This is a genomic window from Halolamina litorea (assembly GCF_026616205.1).
GTDB classification, from domain to species: domain Archaea; phylum Halobacteriota; class Halobacteria; order Halobacteriales; family Haloferacaceae; genus Halolamina; species Halolamina litorea.
The window spans coordinates 716,094-736,546 of record NZ_JANHGR010000001.1 but is presented as its reverse complement, the minus strand read 5'-3'; the positions used below and the strand labels follow the sequence as shown (position 1 = coordinate 736,546).

Genomic DNA, 20,453 nt, shown 5'->3' with positions numbered 1-20,453 from the left:
CCGCGAAGAACCGACGAGTCAGTCGTCGGCGGGAGCCGGCTCGGCCCGAACTTCCGACTGGTTCCGCAGGCACGAGGAGAGGTGCCCGTCGCCGTGGTCGGTCTCGCCCGGTTCCTCCTTCTCGCAGGGCGTGGAGAACGTCGAGAGCGTCTCGGTGGCGTCGTCGAAGCGACCCTCGGCGAGCGCGTCGAGTGCGGTCTCGAGCGTCGACTCGGCGTCGGCGTCGGAGATGCGCTCGGGGAGGTCGAACTCGGTTCTGAGTTCGGACTTGACCGTCTCGTCGGTCACGTCGGAGGGGTCCCGCTCCTCACCCGAGAGCGCGGTCCGGATGCTGTCTGGGTCGACCTCGCCGCCCCGGACTCGGTCGCGGAACGTCAACAACGCGCGCCAGTGCTCCTGTTCGAGGTCGTACTCGTCGGACTGGATCACCCGGTGACAGCGCGTGTGGAACCGGCAGCCCGAGGGCGGGCTGATCGGGCTCGGGACAGTCCCCTTGAGTTCGATGTTCTTCCGGTCGACCGTCGGGTCCGGCGTGGGGATCGCCGACAGCAGCGCCTCGGTGTAGGGGTGCTGGGGGTCCGAGAACACGTCCTCGGTGTCGCCGATCTCGACGATCTCGCCGAGGTACATCACCGCGACCCGGTCACAGACCTCCCGGATCACGCTCATGTCGTGGCTGATGAACAGCATCGAGAGGCCGAACTCCTCCTGGATGTCGTTCAGCAGCGAGAGGATCTCCGCGCGGATCGAGACGTCGAGCGCGGAAACCGGCTCGTCGGCCACGATGAACTCGGGGTTGAGCACGAGCGCCCGCGCCATCGCGATACGCTGTTTCTGGCCGCCGGAGAACTCGTGGGGGTAGCGGTCGTAGTAGTCCGCCGACAGCCCGACGCGTTCGAGCAGGTCCTCGACGATCTCGCGGCGGCGCTGCTTGTCGGTCATCCCGTGGACCAGCAGCATCTCCGCGACGGAGCTGCCGACGGTCATCCGCGGGTCCAAGCTGGAGGAGGGGTCCTGGAAGATCATCTGGGCGTCACGGCGGAACGCCTTGAGCTCCTCGTCCTGGAACTTCGTGATGTCGTTGGGGTGGGTCCCGTCGCTGTTGCGGGTGCGGCCCTGCCGGCCGCCGCCGTTGAAGATGACCTCACCGTCGGTAGGGTCCTCGAGGCGGATGATCGAGGAGGCGGCAGTGGACTTCCCACAGCCGGACTCGCCGACCAGTCCGAGGGTCTCACCCTCGGCGATGTCGAAGCTGATGCCGTCGACGGCCTTGGCGGCGCCGACCTGCCGCGAGAGGATCCCCTCGGTGATCGGGTAGTGCTTCTTCAGGTTTCGAACGGAGACGATCGGGTCGTCAGTCACTGGTAACACCTCCGGCGGTCGCGTCGTCGCCCTGCGTGGCCTCGCCGCGCACTACCGACGGGTCGTACCCCTGCTGGTAGTGGACACAGGAGACCGCGTGGTTCTCCGAGAGCGGCTCCTCGGGGGGCTGGTCGCCCGCACGGCACTCCTCGACCGCGTAGTCACACCGCGGCGCGAACCGGCAGCCGTCCGGCGGGTTGATCGGCGAGGGGAGCGATCCGGGGATCCCCTCCGCGGATCGGGCCTTGCCGGGCAGGCACTCGAGCAGTGCCCGCGTGTACGGGTGTGAGGGGTTGTCGAAGATCTCGTGGACCCCACCGCGCTCCATCACCTTGCCGGCGTACATGACGACCACTTCGTCGGCGATGCCGGCCACGACGCCGAGGTCGTGGGTGACGAAGAGGATACTCATGTCGTACTTGTCCTGGATGTCCTCAAGCAGGTTCAGGATCTGGGCCTGGACGGTCACGTCGAGGGCCGTCGTCGGCTCGTCGGCGATGAGCAGGTCGGGGTTGGTGACCAGCGCCATCGCGATCATCACGCGCTGTTTCTGGCCGCCGGAGAACTCGTGGGGGTAGTCGTCCAGCCGCGCGGCGGCGTTGGCGACGCCCACGTCGCTGAGCAGTTCGATCGCGCGCTCGCGGGCTTCCTGCTTGGTGACGTCGGGGTCGTGGGTCTGAATGGCCTCCACGATCTGCCAGCCGACCGTATAGCAGTGGTTGAGCGCGTCCTGGGGGTTCTGGAACACGTGGGCGACCCGCCCGCCGCGGATACCCCGGAGTTCGGACTCGCTCATCGCGGTGATCTCCTGCCCGTCGAAGACGACGCTGCCGGAGACTTCCCCCGGCGGCGTCGGCACGATGCGGGTGATCGATTCGCTGGCGACGGTCTTTCCCGACCCCGACTCCCCGACGAGACAGAGCGTCTCGCCGCGGTTGATCTCGAAGTCGATGCCGTCGACGGCGGTCAACGTTCCGTTGTCGGTCGTGAACTCGGTGGTGAGTCCCTCGACCTTGAGTAGTGGTTCCTCTGACATTATTCGGACTCCGCGTCGGCTTCGGGGTTCAGTGCGTCGAGCAGTGCGTCTCCGAGGAAGTTGAACGCGAGGATGGTCAGGAAGAGGAACATCCCCGGCGCCAGCGTGATCCACGGCGCGAACGCGAGGTCGGACCGGCCCGCCGCGATCAGGACGCCCCAGGACGGGATCGTCGAGTCACCCAGCCCGAGGAACGCGAACTGCGCCTCCGCGAGGATGAACCCGGGGACGAGCAGCGTGATGTCGGTCACGATACTGCTCGCGGTGTTCGGGATGATGTGTGCGCGGACGATCCGGTAGGTGCTCGCGCCGCTGAGCTGTACGGCCTTGATGTACTCCTCTTCGGTCTTCGCGAGGGCGTTACTCCGGACGTACCGGGCGGTTCCCTCCCACGCGAACAGCCCGAACAGGACCACGAACAGGAACAGGCTCGCCCCCCAGATGTAGAGGATCAGGAGGTAGAGGATGAACGTCGGGAACGACTGCTGGATGTCGACGTACCGCATCAGCACCTCGTCGACCAGCCCACCGGCGTAGGCGGCGACGCTGCCGACGGCGGTCCCGATGGTGATGACGATCAGCGTCGCGATGAAGCCGATCTTCATGCTGATCTGCATCCCGTAGACGATGATCGTGAAGATGTCCTTCCCGTCGGTAGTGGTCCCGAGCGGGTACTGCAGGGTCCCCTGGCAGGCGCCGTCGACGACGGGCCCGACACAGCGGATCGGATACAGGTTGTCGATGGACATCAGGAACGGCGGCTGGTACTGCACCGCCAGGTCCGCACGCGGGGGCGAGATGACGACCGGGCCGAGCACGCCCATCACGAAGATGAAGACGAGCCAGCCGAGACCGACCATGGCCGGCCGATTGCGCTTCATCTCCCGCCAGTAGTACTTGCTCATCCGCGGGTTCTGGTAGAGCGGGAGGATCACGTACGTCCCGAACAGGAGTATGGAGAACGCGAACAGCCAGTCGAGCTGTGTCACGTCGTACCCCCAGCCGATGAAGTCGAACGTCGGGGTGTACTGGTCCCCGAAGTCCATCCCGATGGCGTCGTCGTAGGTACCCGTGACGAACAGGTAGTCGAACGCGGCGACCAGCAGCATCAGGGCCGTCCCGCCGGCCAGGATCAGGAAGTTCGGCGAGAGCTCACGGTCGGACTCCTCGGTGATCTGTCCCCAGTCGACGTCGTCGAAGGTTTGTCTATCCGTCGCCATTATCGATCCTCGAAGCTGATACGCGGGTCAAGCAGTGTGTACACCAAGTCCTGGATCAGGTTCCCGATGGTCGCGACGAATGTGAAGAACAACGTCGAGCCGAGAACGAGGCTGGTGTCCTGTGCGACCACCGCGTCGTAGAGGGTCCGACCCAGTCCGGGGATGCCGAAGACGACCTCCACGAGCAGGGACGACCCCGTGAACAGCGCCAGCAGGTAGCCGACGATCGTCGTCGACAGCGGCACCATCGTCGGGCGGAGGACGTGCCGGAAGTAGATCCGGTAGGTCGAGACACCCTTCGCTCTCGCGGTCTTGACGAAGTCCGCGTTCGTGTACTCGACGGACTCGTTCCGCGAGACGCGCATGATGGCCCCGATCGAACCGGTCACCAGCACGAACACCGGGACCGCGAGTTGGATGGCGTTCTGGACGCTGAACACCGGTACGTCGGTCTGATAGACGATCGGTATCCAGCGTAACGTCACGCCGAACAACAGCAACAGGATGATCCCGAAGAAGAAGTTCGGGATCGCGAACCCGAAGAACGCGAAGCCTGTCGCTACGTGGTCCTTCCAGCTGTACTGGTTGGCGGCCGAGTACAGCCCCACGAGTGGTCCGATCAACACGGTCAGGATCGTCCACGGAACCGAGTACTGGACGGTGTAGTAGAGCGACTCGAGGATCGCCTGTGTCACCGGTTGGTTCCGCGTGTTCGACCAGCCCCAGTTGAGCGTGTAGACGCCGACGACGTAGTCCATGAACCGCTCATGGAGCGGTCGGTCGAGTTGGAGTCGCGCCTCGGCACGCTCGGCCGCCGCCGTCGGGTCGTCGCCGTCCATCGCCGCCTGTGTCGCGGCCGCTTGGACTTCGGGGTTCGGCGCCGCCGCCATCAGCCCCCACGTGATCGACACGATGATGAACGTCACGATGGCCGCCCACGCGACCCGCCTGACGATGTACCATTCCATTCCCATTGCTTATCGCCTCATGTGTATGTTGTAAACTCCGTCCGTCTGTTAGGCTGTCAGTTCTGTCGACTTCGCCGCCGCCGGATCGTATGCGTATGAGTGGGAAACTATCGCTCCGGTGTGTACCGGTACGACATGACTACCCCATGTGTGTTTCGATGGGCGGACCCGCCAGGCCGCGAAAAAACGCCCGCCGACTCCGGTGTTACTCCTCGCGGTGCCAGGCGCCGAAGTCCCAGCCGTTGAAGAAGTTCTCGGCAGGGCCGTCGATGTCCGCCGAGTAGCCGCTACGGCCGCTCGGGAACGCGAGCATCCCCATCGGCTGGTCCTCGGCGATGTTCACGAAGATCTCGCCGAAGATCTCCTTGAGTTCCTCTTGGCTCGTTGCAGAGTTCGCCTCCTCGAAGAGGGACTTGGCGTCCCAGGAGGGGTAGTAGCCGTAGGGGTTGTAGAACGAGTCCTTCTGGAAGAACACCTCACCCGCGAGCGGGTTCAGCGGGTACGTGTTGAGACCGAACACGACGGTCATGTCCCACGCGTTCGGGCTCGTTGCCACGTCTCGGGGGCCAGCGTTGTAGGCGCCGTTGGACCACTCGAGTTCGTCGGCGTTCTCCGGGATCTCCTGCTGCCAGTACTCACGAGCGAACTGCGCGCCCTGAATCGCGTTGACCTCGACAGCGATCCCGGCGTTGTCCTCGAACTCCTGGGCGATGAACTCCGCCATCGACCGTTCGGTGTTCTGCCCCGCGCTGTGGTACAGCGTGATCGTACACTGCTCACCGGACGGGTTCAGGAGACGACCGTTGCTGTCGTAGCTGTAGTCGTACTCGGTGTTTGCGATGGCTTCCTCGATGCGGCTCTGGGCGGCCTCGGCGCCGTAGAGGTCGCCGGTCCCGAACTCCATCATGTCGGCCTCGCTGGGGTACCACTGGGACCAGCGGGGCTGCCACGTGTACTCGACGTTCGCGTAGCCACGGAACACACCCTCGACGAGGGTCTGCTTGTCGACCGCACAGCCGAGCCCCTGGCGGAACTTCTTCTCGCGGAAGAGGTTGCCCGGACCGGCGTTCCATCCGTTCTCCCGCATGTTGTACACACAGACCTCGTTGTACGGCTGCGGGATGAGGTAGACGTTGACCCCGTCCATGCTGTCGAACTCCTCGACGCGTTCGGGCGGGACGGCCGCGGAGTCGGTCTCGCCCGTCTCGAGGGCCGCGAGGCGGGAGGCCTGCTCCTGCACGACGGAGTTCTCGAGGCTCTCGAAGTAGGGGGCGTTCTCGAACAGCGCGTTCTGGTCGGTCGCCTCCTGCAGGTAGTAGTCGTCGTTACGGGTGTATGTCTGTCCGCTGGATCGGTTCCACTCCTCGAGCGTGTACGCGCCGAGGTTCCCCGTGAACTCGAGGTTCAGCAGCTCCTGGTCCTCCTGGAGACCCTTGTCGTCCTCGTTCTCGACGTACGGCTTGATCAGGTCCTTCGGGATCGCGTAGAGCAGCGGGTCGTACGTCTGCGGGTAGAGCAGGTTGGCGCTGGGCAGCGTGATCTCGAACTCGAACTCGCTGGTCTGTTCGATGGTGACCTCCGCCGGCCACGCGCTCGAGTCGGCCGTCGACGCCCACTCGGCCTGGTGGAGCTCCTGAACCTGGTAGACGAAGTCCTCGGCAGTGACCTGCCCGTAGCCGGCGCCGAACTCCAGGTTCTCTCGGACTTTCCCCGTCCACGTCTTCCCACCGTCGTCGGTGGTCAGGTCGTAGAGCTGGGGCATGAGCGTGTTCCCCGGCTTGAACGTGTAGCCGAGGTCGAGCGCGTAGCCGATCAGGGTCCCGGCGCCCGCCTCGTTGTTGTAGAGGGGGTTGAGGGTCTCGGCGGGGCTGCTGGTGACAGTTCGGTAGGTGCCACCGACCTCGGGGATCTCCTGCTCGCCCGAGGGCGTCGGGGTGGAGGTCCCCATCGCGTTCTGTGGGGTGTCCGTATCGGTGTCCGACGCGGGGGTATCCGTACCGTCGCCGCCGGTACAGCCGGCCAGACCGGCGGCACCGGCTACGCCGATGGCTTGGAGCCAGCGACGCCGGTCGATGGTCGAATTCTTATCGTCTCCACGTCGTCCAAACGGGTCAGACATGTGACTCGCCAATTGTCCGATGCCCTTAATAAACCTGTTGTTTAGTAACATGGTCTCTGTACCCATGGATACCATCTACAAACACACACCCCGTGAGGGGCTCCCGTTGGTCGTTGTAGAACGATGCTTACAGGGGGGATATTCGGCGAGCAACGGCTGCGGTCCGTGGGTTTAAGTCCTTCCCTCCGCATAACCGAAGCTATGCCATTTGGTATCGACGTATTCCGTTTCACACAGCGGGCAGGACGCGAGGTCGTTGTCGGCCTCAGTTGGGACGTCCTCCTCGTTCTGGCCTTCGTTGCGACGCTTACTTTCCTCGGACACTACGTCCTACGGGAGATACTGAACCCTACGGAGCACTCTGATAGCGACGGGCCGTCCAAGCGTGAGGTCGAACAGTCCCTCGAGTCACAGGGCGTCGAGGAGATCGGCCGGTTCACCTTCGCACAGCGCGCGTCACACTGGGTCATGGCGATCTCTATCTTCGCGATGATGCTCTCCGGGTTCCTGATCATGAACAACGACGTGACCGTGAAGGCGGTCGGGGGGATCTCGTGGCTCACCATCCACATCGTCTCCGCGATAGTGCTGATCGCCTACGTCCTGTTCCACGTCGGCCACGTCGCGTACAAGGGTACGTGGGACAAGATGTGGGTCGGCACGAAGGAAGTCAAGGACCTGATCGCGCGGTTCCAGAACCTGATCGGTCTCAAAGAGGAGTACCCGCGACAGTTCGAGTACCCGAGCGCCCAGAAGCTGCTCCACTGGGGGGTCACGGGTGCGACCTTCGGGATCATCTTCACCGGGTTCGTTCTCTGGCGACGCGTCGAGGTTCTCTCGCTGTTCTGGGAGCCGACCCGTGAGTTCACGTTCCTCGGCGTCGAGTTCGGCCTCGGGACCGCCGACTCGCTGGGTCTGATCTCGTGGAGCTTCGTACTACACGACTTCTTCGCGGTCGGGATGCTCGCGCTCGTGATGGGGCACGTCTACTTCGCGCTGCGCCCCAACGAGTGGGAGATCACCAAGAGCATGATCACCGGCAAGGTCACCGTCGAGGAGTACGCCGAGAAGTACTCGCCGGCGAGCTGGCAGGTCGGCGCGGAACGAGCGGCCGACGGCGGCGAGCCCGAATCCGACGACTGAGGGCTCATGGCCGAGCTTCACGCGGAACTGTTCTGTGACCCGCTTTCGGTCGCGGGCTGGCGCCACCGGTCGACGTTGAAACGTGTCGCGTACACGTACCCGGAGTTGACGTGGACGCTGCGCCCGACCGTCGCGTTTCCCGACCCGCTCGAAGGGGAGGCCGCGGCGACGTACGCCGCCGACGCCCGACGGGCCGCCGACGCCGCCGGCCTCCCGGTCGAAGCCGAACCACTCAAAGCGGGCGTCCCGGCGTCGTGGGTCGCCTGCGAGGCGCTCGTCGCGGCGCGCGCGATGGACCCGGCGGGGGCGATGGAGCTCTACCACCGACTCAACGCCGCCTCGTTCGCCGGCGGCTCGCCCCCGAGCAGCGCCGACGCCGTCGCCGACGTGGGTACCGAAATCGACGGCCTCGACGCCGACGAGATCCGTGCGGCCATCGGGAGCCGTCGTACGACGGCGGGATTAGGGCGGGATCTGGCCATCGGTGAGGCGATGTTCGACAGGCTCGACGAACACGAGGTCCGGGGGACGCCCGGGCGCTTGCGGCTGGACGCCCGCCTGCTCGGTGACGGGGCGTCGGCCCCGGATGGAGACGAGGCGGAAGCCGACAATACTGACGACGATGCGGAGGGTGAGAACGGCGACGGGGAGACAGCCGACGACACGTCGGATACACCGGAGCCGGCATCCGTCCCGGCACCGCCGGTCGTTCGGCTCACGGCGGGGCGGTACACCGTCGTGATCGACCTTTCCCAGGGGTTCCAGGAGTTCGCCGACGTACTCGGCCGGTACGACCCGGACATGGGCCGGGACCTCTGGCGGGAGGGACGGTACGGCCGGAAGGTGATCCAGGCCTACGGGCTCGGTCAGCGGACCGCCGAGAACCTCAGCGGCGAGGACTTCTCGGAGAAGTCCCGACGGGTGCTCGACGCCGTCGGCGAGTCGTTCGTCGCCGACGTGGCGGCCTGTTCGACGCTCGACCCCGACACCTGCCGGATCGCGCTTCGCCAACTCGGGGCGGCCGGCGGCGCCGAGCGCGGGCCGTCCGGCGGCTGGCGACCGACGCCGAACCGGGAGGACTAAACCCACTTCTTTCCCATCAACGGGGTATGGACCAGCCGGTTACTGAGCTACGCGCACAGATCGAAGAGATGGAGAGTTCCTACGAGTTCCTGATCTCCTTTGCGGGACAGGGCGTCGGCCGCGAGGCCGTGCAGTCCTCTACCGACCAGATCCGGGAGTTCGTCACCGGCTTCGAGGAGTCCCTCGACGCCGCCGTCGATGCCGCCCTCGCCGTCCCCGAGGAGCACGACGAACTCGACACCGAGGCCTATCTGACCTTCGTCGAGGACCTGAGCGCGGAAGTCGAGGAAGCACGAAACGTGCTGGTGCTGCTGGGTCAGCAGGACCGCATCACCTCCGCACAGGTCGACAACATGAACGGGATGTCGGTGTTCCAGTCGGTCGTGATGAAGCTCTTCTTCCTCGACGAGCTCACCGACCACCTCGAACGCAACTCCGGCGACGAGGATGAGTGAGCCCTCGCTGATCGGCCTCATCACCGCGGCCGGGAAGTCGACCCGGATGGGCGGGTTCCCCAAGCCGCTGCTGACCGTCGAACGCGACCGCTTCGTCGAGCGCCTGATCGCCCAGTACGACCGGGCGGGCGTCGAGGACATCGTCGTCGTCCTCGGCCACGAAGCTGCCGAGGTTCGCAAGCGTGCCGACCTCTCGGGGGCGACGGTGGTCGAGAACGAGCGCTACGAGGATGGGATGCTCTCCTCCGTCCGCGAGGGCGTGCGCGAAGCACAGGACCGGGATGCTGACGGGCTCCTGCTTTCGCCGGTGGACTACCCGCTGATCCCGACCCACGCGATCAGCGCGGTCATCGACGCCTTCAGCGAGCAGCCTGCTGCCGACGTGATCCAGCCGACGACCGACGGCGGGCGCGGCCACCCGCCGCTGTTCGCCGCTTCGACGTTCGACGCCCTGTTGCACGACCCGGCGACCGAGACCGAGGGCGCGCGTGCGGTGGTGTACGCCGACGACACCGACACCCGGGAAGTCGCCGTCGACGACGAGCGGATCTTCGTCGATATCGACACCCCGGAGGAGTACTGGGACGCGGTCAAACGGTTCGCGTAGCCCGTCGTCTGCGGTACGTTTATCCTACTCGCAATCACAGTGTTTGCCATGGCTACTTCGAAATCGACATCGCCGATGCTGCCGATCCCGTCGGACGTCGCGGGCGGCGGAACGATCGTGCTGCTCACGCTGCTCCAGACGCTCGTGCTGGGGGGTAGTGGCCTGCTCGCGTTCGGCGCACTGCTGGTCGTGTGGCCGTTGGTCGGCGGGGCGACCGCCGCGTTCTTCTCCGCACGGTCCGAAGCGCGGTCCGTCGACGGCGCCGTCGCCGGCGTGTTCGCGTCGCTTACCGTCACCGTCCTCGTGCTGTTGACCGGCTACGTCGGCGCGTGGCCCGGCTTCGTCACCTCGAACGTGGGCGTCTCGCTCTGGCCGGTCGTGTTCGCGACGCTGATGGGGACGATGATCTCCTGGACCGTCTTCGGCTACCTCGGCGCCGCCGTGGCCGACCGAGCGGCCTAACGCCGGTGCTCAGTCGACTCGTCGTCCGCCGGCGTCGATCGCACGCTCGACACTGTCTTCGTCCGGGCAAAGTACGGTCGTCGACATCGGACCGTCTTCGACGAACAGTGCCGCGGCGGTCACCGAGTCCGGCGGGTCGCCCCGGAACTCGACGCGGTACGGGTCGGGGTCCTCGACGAGTTCGTACGACTCCGGGAGCCCGTCCAACTCCGTTTTCGACGCCAGTTCGTAGCGCCCCTCGAACTCGTTGTACGCGCCTTCGATCGACGGGGGCACCTCGCCGTCGTACTCGAAGACGTAGACGCCACGGAGTTCGAACACGCGGACCGTCATTCGTCGGTGTCGGCGTCTTCTGCCTCGCCGGCGTCGGCGACGTACTCGGCGCTCCGGAAGAACCGTTCGGAGGCGAACCCGCGTTCGACGATCCCCTCGGCGTCGGCCACGGTGTCGACGGCGTCGTCGTAGCTGACGCCGGCGAGGGCGGCGAGTTCGATCGGCGCGAGCCATCCCTCCGCGGAGAACCGTTCGACGGCCTCGACGGCGCCCACGCGTGCCGGTTCGGGGGTGGAGCCAGTGGCCGTCTGCACGACGTGGTCCAGCGAGGCGGCGTCGGCGAACCCGGAGAGCCCGCGTTCGTCGGCGTCGCCACGGACGGTGATCGTCGGGAGCTCGGGGCGCCCGCCGGCGTCGCCGACGCCGTGGACCTCCGTCGCAGCCGAACAGTCGGGCAGTTCGGGGCCGGCATCGAGAGCCGTCTCGAACGCCTCGGTGTCGAGGTCCGGGACCGACGCCGCCAGGTCGACGACGGCCGCATCCGTGTCGAGGTTGGTGCGGCGGATGTACGTCGCCTCCCGTGCGGCCCGGAGGAAGCGCCAGCCGGCCGTCTCGCCCTGCTCCAGCGCCGCAGCCACGCCGCGCGTGGCCGGGCCGGAGCGCTCGGGCGGGTTCTGGAACCAGAGGAACTCGTCGATGGGCATCCCGCTCTCCTCGCTGACCCGGGCACAGGTGGCCGCAGCGGCCTCACGACCCGGGAGTTCGGGACCGGTGTAGGAGTCCCAATCCGGGACCATCTCCACCGGTCGGAGCTGCCAGTCGGCGTCGGGCAGCGTCAGCCGGAGGCGCCGCAGCGCCGGCTCGGACCCCCAGCCGCGGGGGTCCAGCGGGTCCGCGTAGACGTGGATCGTCGTCATCGGCCGGAACAGGGAGGCCTGTCGGGAAGAACCCACCGCACCCGGACAACGGAGGGTGACCGATGAAGGGCAACGTCGTCGTCCTCATCGTGGCCATCGTGGCCGGAGTCCTCACCTACGGCGGACTCGTCGGCGGCGAGGCGCTGCTGATGGGCGACACCGAACCCACGGCCGACGAGGCGTTCGTCCAGGAGACGACGACGCACCTCGACCGGTCGGGTCGCCCGACCGCCGTCGGTGAGGTGTCGAACCGCTACGACGGGCCGATCACCAACGTCACCGTCACGGTCCAGTTCCTGCGTGACGGGGACGTGATCGAGGAGCGGACGGGCCGGACCCTCATCGAGACGATCCCTTCTGGTGAGGTCGTGCCGTTCAACGTCCACATGCGCGAGGCGGCCGAGATCGACGAGGTCGAGACCTCGGTGAGCTACGACCGGGGCGGCGAGGTCGTCTCGGGGCTGGAGGTAACCGAACAGCGAGTCCTCAGACAGTCACAGGACCAGATCGACGTCTCCGCGACGATCACCAACCGCGGCGACAGCCCGCGCGAACTCACGGACGTGGTGGCGACGTTCTACGACGAGAACGGCGCGGCAATCGGCGCCCGGTCGACGCGGCCGGGCCGGCAGATCCAACCGGGCGAGTCGGTCACCGTCGGGATCTCGTTCCGGACGCTGGGCGACGTCCCGAGCTACGCTCGCGAGTTCGCCAGCTTCCGGGTCGCCATCGCCGGCGAAGAAGTGGAGTAGTCACGGCCACGGGGCGGCCCGTGAGCGTCGTCGTTACTCGTCGCGGTGCCAGGCCGAGAAGTCCCAGCCGTTGAAGAAGTTCTCGACGGGGCCGTCGAGGTCAGCAGCGTAGCCGACGGTGTCGGCGGGGAACGCGAGCATCCCCATCGGCTGGTCCTCGGCGATGTTCACGAAGATCTCGCCGAAGATTTCCTCGAGTTCTTCCTGGCTCTCCGCGGCGTTTGCCTCCTCGAAGAGGCTCTTGGCGTCCCAGGAGGGGTAGTAGCCGTAGGGGTTGTAGAACGAGTCCTTCTGGAAGAACACCTCACCCGCGAGCGGGTTCAGCGGGTAGGTGTTCAGCCCGAACACGACGGTCATGTCCCACGCGTTCGGGCTCGTTGCCACGTCCCGGGGGCCGGCGTTGTAGGCGCCGTTGGACCACTCGAGTTCGTCGGCGTTCTCCGGGATCTCCTGCTGCCAGTACTCACGAGCGAACTGCGCGCCCTGAATCGCGTTGACCTCGACAGCGATCCCGGCGTTGTCCTCGAACTCCTGGGCGATGAACTCCGCCATCGACCGTTCGGTGTTCTGCCCCGCGCTGTGGTACAGCGTGATCGTACACTGCTGGCCCGAGGGGTTGAGCAGTCGGCCGTTGCTGTCGTAGCTGTAGTCGTACTCGACGTTGTCAATGGCTTCCTCGATGCGGCTCTGGGCTGCCTCGGCGCCGTAGAGGTCGCCGGTCCCGAACTCCATCATGTCGGCCTCGCTGGGGTACCACTGGGACCAGCGGGGCTGCCACGTGTACTCGACGTTCGCGTAATCGCGGAACACGCCCTCGACGAGGGTGCGCTTGTCGACCGCACAGCCGAGCCCCTGACGGAACTTCTTCTCGCGGAAGAGGTTGCCCGGACCGGCGTTCCATCCGTTCTCCCGCATGTTGTACACACAGACCTCGTTGTACGGCTGCGGGACGACCTTCACGTCGACGTTGTCGAGGCCGTCGAAGCGCTCGACGCGCTCGGGGGGGACGGAGGCAGTGTCCGTTTCGCCCGTTTCGAGGGCCGCGAGGCGGGAGGCCTGCTCCTGCACGATGGTGACCTCGAGCCCCTCGAAGTACGGGGCTTCCTCGAACAGCGCGTTCTGGTCCGTGGCGTCGCGCAGGTAGTAATCCTCGTTGCGGGTGAACGTCATGCCGCTGGATCGGTTCCACTCCTCCAACGTGTACGCGCCGAGGTTCCCCGTGAACTCGAGGTTGAGTAGCTCTTCGTCCTGCTGGAGCCCTTGGTCGTCCTCCTCGGCCACGTACGGCTCGAGGAGTCCCTTCGGGATCGGGTAGAGCAGCGGTTCGTACGTCTGGGGGTAGAGGAGGTTCGCGCTGGGCAGCGTGATCTCGAACTCGAACTCGCTGGTCTGCTCGATCGTGACTTCGGCAGGCCAGCGGCTGGAACTCGCCGTCGACGCCCAGTCGGCCTGGTGAAGCTCCTGGACCTGATAGACGAAGTCCTCGGCAGTCACCTGCCCGTAGGGCTCGCTGAACTGAAGGTTCTCCCGGACCTTGCCCGTCCAGGTCTTCCCGCCGTCCTCGGTGGTCAGCTCGTAGAGTTGGGGGAGCTGTCGGTTGCCGGGCTGGAAGCCATAGCCCATCTCGAGGGCGTAGCTGATGATGGTCCCCGCGCTGTTCGCGTTGTTGTACAGGGGGTTGAGCGTGTCGACGGGGCTGGAGAGCACGGTGTTGTACGTCCCCGTGACCTCGGGGAGCTCCGCCGGGGGCGTTGACTGCTCGGTCGCGGTACCGAGCGCGTCGCCGTCCGTCTCGGTCTCGCTCGGCGACCCGGTCCCGTCGTCGCCGCTGCCGCCCGTACAGCCGGCCAGCCCGGCGGCGCCGGCGACGCCGACGGCCTGTAGCCACCGACGGCGGCTGGTCGATCGTGACTCGTCACTACGTCGTCCGTGAGGGTCAGACATGTACCACCGACTTTCGAGGAGACAACAATAAAACCGAGTCATAGTGGTTCGTGAACGAGACACATAGGAAACGCAGTACGTGAGTGGGTTTCTGTAACAACTTACTGTTTAGTTATGTTTTGAAGCGGGCAGGTTCGATAGCGCGACGACCGGGACAACGCCGCCGCTCGTCGGCGATGGGCGTCGAAAAAAATCCGGGGCCGGGAGACGGAAGCGAGCCGTTACTGTGCGCTCGACAGCGCGCGGCTCACGAGGTTGTCCGCGAGGTCGACCTTGAAGGCGTTGTCCGGTTGGGGCGCCGCGTTGGGCAGCACGGAGTCGCTCGCGTCGGCGATGTTGCCGTCACTCAGCGACTGGCCCTGGATGGCGCTCTCCGCGCGGCGGAGTCGCTTGGGCGTCGGCGCCAGCCCGTTGCTGACCAGGCGTGCGTCGGAGACGCTGTTGCCGTCGGTCTGGATGGCGGCCGCGATGTTGACGATGGGGAAGTCCCACGAGTCGCGGTCGGTCACCTTCTCGTAGTAGAAGTTCGCGCCCTTGTACGTCGCGGGCACCTCGATGTACTTCAGGATCTCGTTGTGGGCGAGGTCGTTCATCACGGTGATGTTCTCCTCGGGACCCACGAAGAACTCCGAGAGCTTCTCGCGGCGTTCGCCGCGGGCGCCCTCGATCACGACCTCCGCGTCGAGCGCCATCAGCGCGACGGCGCCGTCGGAGGGGTGAGCCGTGATACACCGGGAGTAGTCCGTGACCGCATGGTCACGGGACTCGCCGGTGATGGCGTAGCAGGTGTTCCCGCCCGCACGGTAGCAGTCGAACCCGTTCCGGTAGTACCAGCAGCGGGAGTCCTGTGAGAGGTTCCCGCCGATGGTGCCCTGGTTCCGGATCTGGGGAGTGGCCACCTGCTCGGCGGCCTCGGCGATCACGGAGAAGCCGTCGTTGACGGCGTCGCTCTCGACGACCTCGGTGAGCGTCGTGAGCGCGCCGATTCGCAGGCCACCGTCACCGGTGGTCTCGACGCCGTGGAGCTCCTCGATCCCCTTGATGTCGACGAGGACCTCCGGCGTGCGCATCCGGTTTTTCATCCAGTTGATCTCGTCGGTGTTTCCCGCGATGGTCGCGGCGTCGGTGCCGTGCTCACGTAGTGTTCGCACCGCCTCATCGACGCTGGTGGCGTCGATGTGTTCGAGCGGCGGAATCATGTCCTGTTGCATTGTTAGATGTCCTCCGGGTCGATCGCCGTCTCACCGTTCCGGATCTTCTCGAGTACCGAACTCGGGTCGATCGGGAAGTCCGTGAACGTCACGCCGAGCGCGTCACGCACGGCACTCGCGATTGCGGCAGCCGCGGAGCCGTACGGCGGCTCCCCGACACCTTTCGCGCCGTGGGGCCCGAACGGGTCGGGCGCGCCGACGGCGCCGACTTTCAGCGGGGTCTCGGAGTAGTCGAGGATCCCCGGCGCCTTGTTCTTGTAGAAGTCAGTGTTGAGCGGGATACCGGTGTCCTCGTCGTGGCGGTACTGCTCCATAAGCGCGTAGCCGGTTCCCTGGATCGTCCCGCCTTCCACCTGTGCCGAGAAGCTCTCGGGGTGGATGACGCGGCCGGAGTCGTTCCAGTTGGCCATCTCCTCGACGTTGACCTCGCCGGTCTGAACGTCGACGGAAACCTCGGCGATGGCGCCGGCCATGGCGGTGACGTACCCGCCCATGTCCTCGCCGGTGGACTTCCCGAACGCGACGAGCGCGTTCCCGGTCAGTCCACGGGCGGCGCCGATGGTCAGCGGCACCAGGCTCTCCTGGTACTTCTGGGGGATCTCGCTCCCGTCGTACTTGCCGCCGGCGTCGACGGCGAGCTGTGCCGTCTCGCCGAGGGTGAGGCTCTCGCCCGTGTCGCCGTTGACGACTTCGCCTTCGGTGACTTCGTAGTCCTCGGGTGCGCCGCCGAGTTCGTCGGCAGCGAGCTCCGTGAGGTACTGGATCGCAGTCTCGGCGGCCTTCACGTTGGCCAGCCCCTCGGTGAACGTCGTGTTCGAGGAGAACTGCCCGAGCGAGAAGGAGGCCTCGTCGCTGCGGCCCCACGAGACTTCTACCTGGTCCCACGGGACGCCCATCGTCTCGGCGACCATCCGGCCGACCGCGGCGAAGGACTCGGTCCCGAGGTTCCCGGCACCCTGTCGGACCTCGACGGTGCCGTCGGTGTGGACGCCGACGAGGCCGTCGAAGCCGATGTACCCACAGTGGTGAGAGGCGCCACCGGAGCCGACACCGTACACTTTCGAGCCCTCCATCGTTCCGGAGCGCTCGCGCTTCTCCTCGTAGTTGATCGCCTCGGCAGCCTCTTCGTAGGCCCGACCGAGGTGTGCACTCGACATCGGCGCTCGCGAGGCGTTGGCGACCGGGGCGTTCTCCGGATCGAACTCGCCGTCGGGGGCGTCCTGCTGTGCGGCGTTGATCCGCTTGATCTCGTACGGGTCCATCCCGATGGCCTCGGCGGCCTCGTCGATCACTTGCGCGATCGCCATGCCCGCCTGGTTCTGCCCGGGGCCACGCTGTGGCCAACGCTTGGGCGTATTGGTGAACACCCCGAGCCCACGCACACGGAGGGTCTCGGGCTGGTAGATCTGCGAGAGGCAGTTGTAGCCGGAACTGATCGTGGAGAGAGCGTCGGCGCCGTAGGCGCCGGCGTCACCGATCGATTCGAGGTCCATGGCGACGATCTTCCCGTCGTCGTCGACGCCGATCTTCGATCGAAGGATCATCGTCGCACGGCCGTTACCCCAGTGGAACTCCTCCTTTCGGCTGCCGCGGATTTTCACGGGGCGGTTGACCTGCTTCGAGAGCAGGGCCGGGACGCCCATCTGGGGGTAACTGGTCCCCTTCGAGCCGAACCCGCCGCCGGTGAAGTTGTTGATGATGGTGAGGTTCGCCGGGCTGATGCCGAGCATCCCCGCGAGACCGGTGTGGGTCAGGCTCATACTCTGACTGGAGACCCACGCCTTCACTCGCCCATCGGCCCCCCAGTCGATGACGGTCGATCGCGGCTCGAGGGGGTTGGTCGGGATCGGCTGTGCTTTGACGGTGTTCTCGACGATCTCCGTCGCCTTCTCGAACCCCTCGCTCACGTCGCCCCACGACCACTTGAGGTTCCACGCCTCGTCGGGGATGTTCCGCGGCATCACCAGATCGTTGCCGTCCTCGTCAGTGAACTCCGCACTGTCGAGTTTGACGGTACCGACCTGGTTGCTGGCGCCGCCTTGCCCTTCGGCGCTCTCGCCGCCAGCCTCGCCGGTCGGGACGTTCCCTTCGGGGCGGGCGTTCGGGCTGCCCGGCTTGAGCGTCTCGATCGGGTCGGTTACCTGATCCAGCACCTCGTACTCGACCTCGATCGCTTCGACGGCCGCGGCGGCGGCGTACTCGTTGTCGGCGGCGACGGCAGCGACGGGGTAGCCGTAGACCATCGGTTCCTCCGCGAGCACCGGCTGACCGAGACCCGGTTCGGGGGCGTCCTCGTAGGTCGCGACTGCCTTCACCGCGTCCATCGCCTCGGCGGCGGACGTGTCGATGTTGACGACACGGGCGTGGGCGTACGGCGACTTGACCGTCTTGGCGTGCAGCAGGTTGTTGAACTGGTAGTCGTCGACGTAGCGCGCCTCACCGGTCACTTTCGGTCGGCCGTCCGGTACCTCGAAGTCCTCGCCGACGTGTTTGAAGTCCTCAGACATGGTTACATCTCCTCCGCCGCGGCGAGCACGCTGTCGATCTCGTTCTCGTAGTTACCGCACCGACAGAGGTTGCCCGCGAGCGCTTCCTTCACTTCCTCGCGGCTCGGATCGGGGTTCTCCTCGAGCAGCGACTTCGCGCTCATGATCATACCGGGAGTACAGAAGCCACACTGGCCGCCGAGTCCCTCGACGAACGATTCCTGCAGCGGGTGGAGTTCGCCGTCGGACTCCAGGCCCTCGATCGTGGTGATCTCCGTGCCCACGGCGTCACGGGTGAAGTAGGTGCAGCCGTACACGGGGTTGCCGTCGACCTCGACGGTACAGGCACCACACATCGCTCGGTCACAGCCGAACTTCGAACCGGTGAGACCGAGTTGGTTACGTAGCGTTTCAGTGAGTCGCTCTTGGTCGGCGATCGTCGCCGTCCGCTGGCGACCGTTGACGTTGAGCATGACCTGACCCGTGACCTGCTCCCGTAGGCCGGGGTCGCTGCTCCCGTCGTCGGCGGCGACTTGCCGGACGTTGTTGAACAGGTACGCGTTTGCGGCGACCAGCGTGCCCCCGATGGCGCCCTTGATTACCTGTCGGCGTGACGGGTCGTCGAACCCGCCGTCGTCATCCCCGCCGAGGGATGGGGTATCGTCAGGATCGGTGCTGTCTGTCGACATACCCTGATTAGCGGTCCTGAACGGTCTTTAATGTTCGGACCTCGGAACTTCGGTTTTAGGCCCGCCTAAGCCTCCTATTCGCTGGTTTCCGGTGTCGCCGGTAGGCCGTGCCGAACGCGGTTAAGCTGAGCCAAGATCGAGAGGGCCACGTCCTCGGGTGCGCCGCCGCCGACGTCGATGCCGACGGGGGCGTGCAGTCGCTCCATCGCCTCGTCGTCGACGCCGTCCTCACGGAGCCCTTCGCGGACGTGATCGGCCTTCGTGTCAGAAGCGACGAGGCCGACGTAGTAGGCTCCCCGCTGCAGCGCCTCCGCGGCGGCGATACGGTCGAACGTGCCGCTCCGGCTGGCGATGGCGACGGCGGTGTTCGAGCCGATGCCGAACTCCGCGATGCCCTCGTCGTAGTCGCCGGTGTAGACGGTCGCCTCGGGGAACCGCTCCGGATCGGCGTACCCCTCGCGGTCGTCGACGACCGACACGTCGTAGCCCATCTCGTCGGCCATCCGCGAGAGCGGCACCGCGATGTGGCCCGCGCCGGCGACGATGAGTTCCGGCGCGCCGACGAAGACGTTGATGAACACCGACATCGAGCCGCCACAGACCATCCCCGTGTTGCCGTCGCGGGTCAGCTCCCAGCGCTCGTTCCGTGGCTCGCGTTCCTCGATCGCTTCGAGTGCGGCCTCCTGTGTGAGCGCCTCGACGGTGCCCCCGCCGATGGTGCCCTCGATGTCCCCGTTCTCCCGAACCAGCATCGTCGCCCCGGGTTCGCGCGGAGCGCTCCCCTCGACCTCGGTAACCGTCGCGATGGCGACCGTCTCACCGGCATCGGTGAGTTCGGCCGCTCGTCGGTGGACTCCCATTACCCGGTCTCGCCGCTCTCGGGACTTATGGATGTCGCACGTCGGCGACGACGCCGACGCCGAGCTATCGGCGGTGGCGAATTACCACATCGGGGGCAACATTCAGGATGGGTCCGACCCTACTGTCGGTCGCATGTCCTTCGAAGTCACCTGGCACGGCCACTCGACCTGGACGGTTACCGTCGACGACACCGAGTTCCTGATCGACCCGTTCTTCGACAACCCCTTCACGGAGATCGACCCCGAGGAGGTCGACCCGGACCACGTCCTGATCACGCACGGCCACGCCGACCACATCGGCGACGCTGACCGCTTCGAGGGGACCCACTTCGTCGCCACGCCGGAGATCACGGGCTATCTGGCGGACAACTACGACATCGACGACTCCACCGGGATGAACCTCGGCGGCACCGTCGAACTCGGCGACGCGTTCGTCACGATGGTCCGGGCCGACCACTCGAACGGACTCGACACGGGCTACGGCGCCTCGGGGGGGATGCCCGCCGGCTTCGTCATCAGCGACAAGAAACCGACACAGGAGTCCGACGCCGACGCCACCACGTTCTACCACGCCGGCGACACCTCGCTGCACACCGAGATGAAGGACGTGATCGGGCCGTTCCTCGAACCCGACGCCGCCGCGGTACCGGTCGGCGACCACTTCACGATGGGGCCGGCACAGGCCGCCATCGCGGTCGACTGGCTCGACGTGGACACCGCGTTCCCGATGCACTACGACACGTTCCCGCCGATCGAGATCGAGACCGACGACTTCGTCCGCGAGGTCAAGGCGACCGGGAGCGACGCGGAGGTCGTCGTCCTCGACGGCGACGAGTCCTACACCCTCGCGGAGTAGGTTGCCCCGT

General features: G+C 66.3%; 19 protein-coding genes. 7 read left to right on the top strand and 12 right to left on the bottom strand.

What is annotated here, in order from left to right:
* Positions 1 to 18: 18 nt before the first annotated feature.
* The 5 genes from NO998_RS03920 to NO998_RS03900 all read right to left on the bottom strand — a co-directional run bounded on the left by NO998_RS03920 (position 19) and on the right by NO998_RS03900 (position 6,534).
* On the bottom strand, positions 19 to 1,362 hold the full coding sequence (locus NO998_RS03920) for an ABC transporter ATP-binding protein (RefSeq protein WP_267645738.1): 1,344 nt from the start codon (positions 1,360 to 1,362) through the stop codon (positions 19 to 21).
* Complete coding sequence (locus tag NO998_RS03915; RefSeq protein WP_267645737.1) at positions 1,355 to 2,398, bottom strand: ABC transporter ATP-binding protein; 1,044 nt, start codon at positions 2,396 to 2,398, stop codon at positions 1,355 to 1,357. Before NO998_RS03915 ends, NO998_RS03920 begins: the two co-directional genes overlap by 8 nt.
* Entirely contained in the window at positions 2,398 to 3,618 is a 1,221-nt protein-coding gene (locus NO998_RS03910; RefSeq protein ID WP_267645736.1) for an ABC transporter permease, read from the bottom strand. Before NO998_RS03910 ends, NO998_RS03915 begins: the two co-directional genes overlap by 1 nt.
* Entirely contained in the window at positions 3,618 to 4,592 is a 975-nt protein-coding gene (locus tag NO998_RS03905) for an ABC transporter permease (RefSeq protein WP_267645735.1), read from the bottom strand. Before NO998_RS03905 ends, NO998_RS03910 begins: the two co-directional genes overlap by 1 nt.
* Before the next feature lie 199 nt (positions 4,593 to 4,791).
* Entirely contained in the window at positions 4,792 to 6,534 is a 1,743-nt protein-coding gene (locus tag NO998_RS03900; RefSeq protein WP_321169523.1) for an ABC transporter substrate-binding protein, read from the bottom strand.
* Between the two features lie 372 nt (positions 6,535 to 6,906).
* On the opposite strand from NO998_RS03900, the gene NO998_RS03895 reads away from it, so the two are divergent.
* From NO998_RS03895 to NO998_RS03875, 5 genes are read left to right on the top strand one after another with little or no spacing between them, the layout of a single operon-like run.
* Complete coding sequence (locus NO998_RS03895) at positions 6,907 to 7,848, top strand: cytochrome b/b6 domain-containing protein (protein WP_267645733.1); 942 nt, start codon at positions 6,907 to 6,909, stop codon at positions 7,846 to 7,848.
* Between the two features lie 6 nt (positions 7,849 to 7,854).
* On the top strand, positions 7,855 to 8,931 hold the full coding sequence (locus tag NO998_RS03890) for a hypothetical protein (protein WP_267645732.1): 1,077 nt from the start codon (positions 7,855 to 7,857) through the stop codon (positions 8,929 to 8,931).
* A gap of 26 nt (positions 8,932 to 8,957) precedes the next feature.
* A complete protein-coding gene (locus NO998_RS03885; protein ID WP_267645731.1) occupies positions 8,958 to 9,386 on the top strand; it encodes a hypothetical protein in 429 nt (142 codons plus the stop codon).
* Entirely contained in the window at positions 9,379 to 9,993 is a 615-nt protein-coding gene (locus NO998_RS03880) for a nucleotidyltransferase family protein (protein ID WP_267645730.1), read from the top strand. The genes NO998_RS03885 and NO998_RS03880 overlap by 8 nt, the downstream gene beginning before the upstream one ends.
* A 48-nt stretch (positions 9,994 to 10,041) precedes the next feature.
* Positions 10,042 to 10,455 carry a hypothetical protein gene (locus tag NO998_RS03875; protein ID WP_267645729.1) on the top strand — a complete coding sequence of 138 codons (414 nt, stop codon included), beginning with the start codon at positions 10,042 to 10,044 and terminating at the stop codon, positions 10,453 to 10,455.
* Between the two features lie 9 nt (positions 10,456 to 10,464).
* Here the strand turns inward: NO998_RS03875 and NO998_RS03870 are convergent, their stop codons facing one another.
* Together NO998_RS03870 and NO998_RS03865 are read right to left on the bottom strand one after the other, a co-directional pair.
* Positions 10,465 to 10,788: a hypothetical protein gene (locus tag NO998_RS03870; RefSeq protein ID WP_267645728.1), complete on the bottom strand. Its 324-nt coding sequence runs from the start codon at positions 10,786 to 10,788 to the stop codon at positions 10,465 to 10,467.
* On the bottom strand, positions 10,785 to 11,645 hold the full coding sequence (locus NO998_RS03865) for a DsbA family protein (protein ID WP_267645727.1): 861 nt from the start codon (positions 11,643 to 11,645) through the stop codon (positions 10,785 to 10,787). Before NO998_RS03865 ends, NO998_RS03870 begins: the two co-directional genes overlap by 4 nt.
* Before the next feature lie 62 nt (positions 11,646 to 11,707).
* Here NO998_RS03865 and NO998_RS03860 point away from each other — a divergent pair, with 62 nt between their 5' ends.
* Positions 11,708 to 12,397 (top strand): DUF3426 domain-containing protein, encoded by a 690-nt coding sequence (locus tag NO998_RS03860; protein ID WP_267645726.1) that lies wholly within the window; start codon positions 11,708 to 11,710, stop codon positions 12,395 to 12,397.
* A gap of 33 nt (positions 12,398 to 12,430) precedes the next feature.
* Here NO998_RS03860 and NO998_RS03855 read toward each other — a convergent pair whose 3' ends face one another.
* The 5 genes from NO998_RS03855 to NO998_RS03835 all read right to left on the bottom strand — a co-directional run bounded on the left by NO998_RS03855 (position 12,431) and on the right by NO998_RS03835 (position 19,587).
* Positions 12,431 to 14,341, bottom strand: a complete 1,911-nt coding sequence (locus NO998_RS03855; RefSeq protein WP_267645725.1) for an ABC transporter substrate-binding protein — start codon at positions 14,339 to 14,341, stop codon at positions 12,431 to 12,433.
* Positions 14,342 to 14,562: 221 nt separating this feature from the next.
* A complete protein-coding gene (locus NO998_RS03850; protein WP_267645724.1) occupies positions 14,563 to 15,552 on the bottom strand; it encodes an FAD binding domain-containing protein in 990 nt (329 codons plus the stop codon).
* A gap of 2 nt (positions 15,553 to 15,554) precedes the next feature.
* Positions 15,555 to 18,059, bottom strand: a complete 2,505-nt coding sequence (locus NO998_RS03845) for a xanthine dehydrogenase family protein molybdopterin-binding subunit (RefSeq protein ID WP_267645723.1) — start codon at positions 18,057 to 18,059, stop codon at positions 15,555 to 15,557.
* A 2-nt stretch (positions 18,060 to 18,061) separates the two neighbouring features.
* Positions 18,062 to 18,727, bottom strand: coding sequence for a (2Fe-2S)-binding protein (locus NO998_RS03840; protein ID WP_267645722.1), 666 nt, complete (start codon positions 18,725 to 18,727; stop codon positions 18,062 to 18,064).
* Between the two features lie 74 nt (positions 18,728 to 18,801).
* Entirely contained in the window at positions 18,802 to 19,587 is a 786-nt protein-coding gene (locus tag NO998_RS03835; RefSeq protein ID WP_267645720.1) for an XdhC family protein, read from the bottom strand.
* Between the two features lie 133 nt (positions 19,588 to 19,720).
* On the opposite strand from NO998_RS03835, the gene NO998_RS03830 reads away from it, so the two are divergent.
* The gene (locus NO998_RS03830) at positions 19,721 to 20,443 is read left to right on the top strand and encodes a metal-dependent hydrolase (protein WP_267647182.1); all 723 of its coding nucleotides are present in this window, start codon (positions 19,721 to 19,723) and stop codon (positions 20,441 to 20,443) included.
* Positions 20,444 to 20,453 lie beyond the last annotated feature (10 nt).

Bases quoted from the DNA above. Each gene is read 5' to 3' on its own strand.
- NO998_RS03855 (WP_267645725.1), bottom strand. From the start codon at position 14,341: ATGTCTGACCCTCACGGACGACGTAGTGACGAGTCACGATCGACCAGC.
- NO998_RS03890 (WP_267645732.1), top strand. From the start codon at position 7,855: ATGGCCGAGCTTCACGCGGAACTGTTCTGTGACCCGCTTTCGGTCGCG.
- NO998_RS03880 (WP_267645730.1), top strand. From the start codon at position 9,379: ATGAGTGAGCCCTCGCTGATCGGCCTCATCACCGCGGCCGGGAAGTCG.
- NO998_RS03845 (WP_267645723.1), bottom strand. From the start codon at position 18,059: ATGTCTGAGGACTTCAAACACGTCGGCGAGGACTTCGAGGTACCGGAC.
- NO998_RS03910 (WP_267645736.1), bottom strand. From the start codon at position 3,618: ATGGCGACGGATAGACAAACCTTCGACGACGTCGACTGGGGACAGATC.
- NO998_RS03905 (WP_267645735.1), bottom strand. From the start codon at position 4,592: ATGGGAATGGAATGGTACATCGTCAGGCGGGTCGCGTGGGCGGCCATC.
- NO998_RS03885 (WP_267645731.1), top strand. From the start codon at position 8,958: ATGGACCAGCCGGTTACTGAGCTACGCGCACAGATCGAAGAGATGGAG.
- NO998_RS03840 (WP_267645722.1), bottom strand. From the start codon at position 18,727: ATGTCGACAGACAGCACCGATCCTGACGATACCCCATCCCTCGGCGGG.
- NO998_RS03875 (WP_267645729.1), top strand. From the start codon at position 10,042: ATGGCTACTTCGAAATCGACATCGCCGATGCTGCCGATCCCGTCGGAC.
- NO998_RS03915 (WP_267645737.1), bottom strand. From the start codon at position 2,398: ATGTCAGAGGAACCACTACTCAAGGTCGAGGGACTCACCACCGAGTTC.
- NO998_RS03835 (WP_267645720.1), bottom strand. From the start codon at position 19,587: ATGGGAGTCCACCGACGAGCGGCCGAACTCACCGATGCCGGTGAGACG.
- NO998_RS03865 (WP_267645727.1), bottom strand. From the start codon at position 11,645: ATGACGACGATCCACGTCTACGCGGACCCGCTGGACCCCCGCGGCTGG.
- NO998_RS03870 (WP_267645728.1), bottom strand. From the start codon at position 10,788: ATGACGGTCCGCGTGTTCGAACTCCGTGGCGTCTACGTCTTCGAGTAC.
- NO998_RS03895 (WP_267645733.1), top strand. From the start codon at position 6,907: ATGCCATTTGGTATCGACGTATTCCGTTTCACACAGCGGGCAGGACGC.
- NO998_RS03860 (WP_267645726.1), top strand. From the start codon at position 11,708: ATGAAGGGCAACGTCGTCGTCCTCATCGTGGCCATCGTGGCCGGAGTC.
- NO998_RS03830 (WP_267647182.1), top strand. From the start codon at position 19,721: ATGTCCTTCGAAGTCACCTGGCACGGCCACTCGACCTGGACGGTTACC.
- NO998_RS03850 (WP_267645724.1), bottom strand. From the start codon at position 15,552: ATGCAACAGGACATGATTCCGCCGCTCGAACACATCGACGCCACCAGC.
- NO998_RS03900 (WP_321169523.1), bottom strand. From the start codon at position 6,534: ATGGGGACCTCCACCCCGACGCCCTCGGGCGAGCAGGAGATCCCCGAG.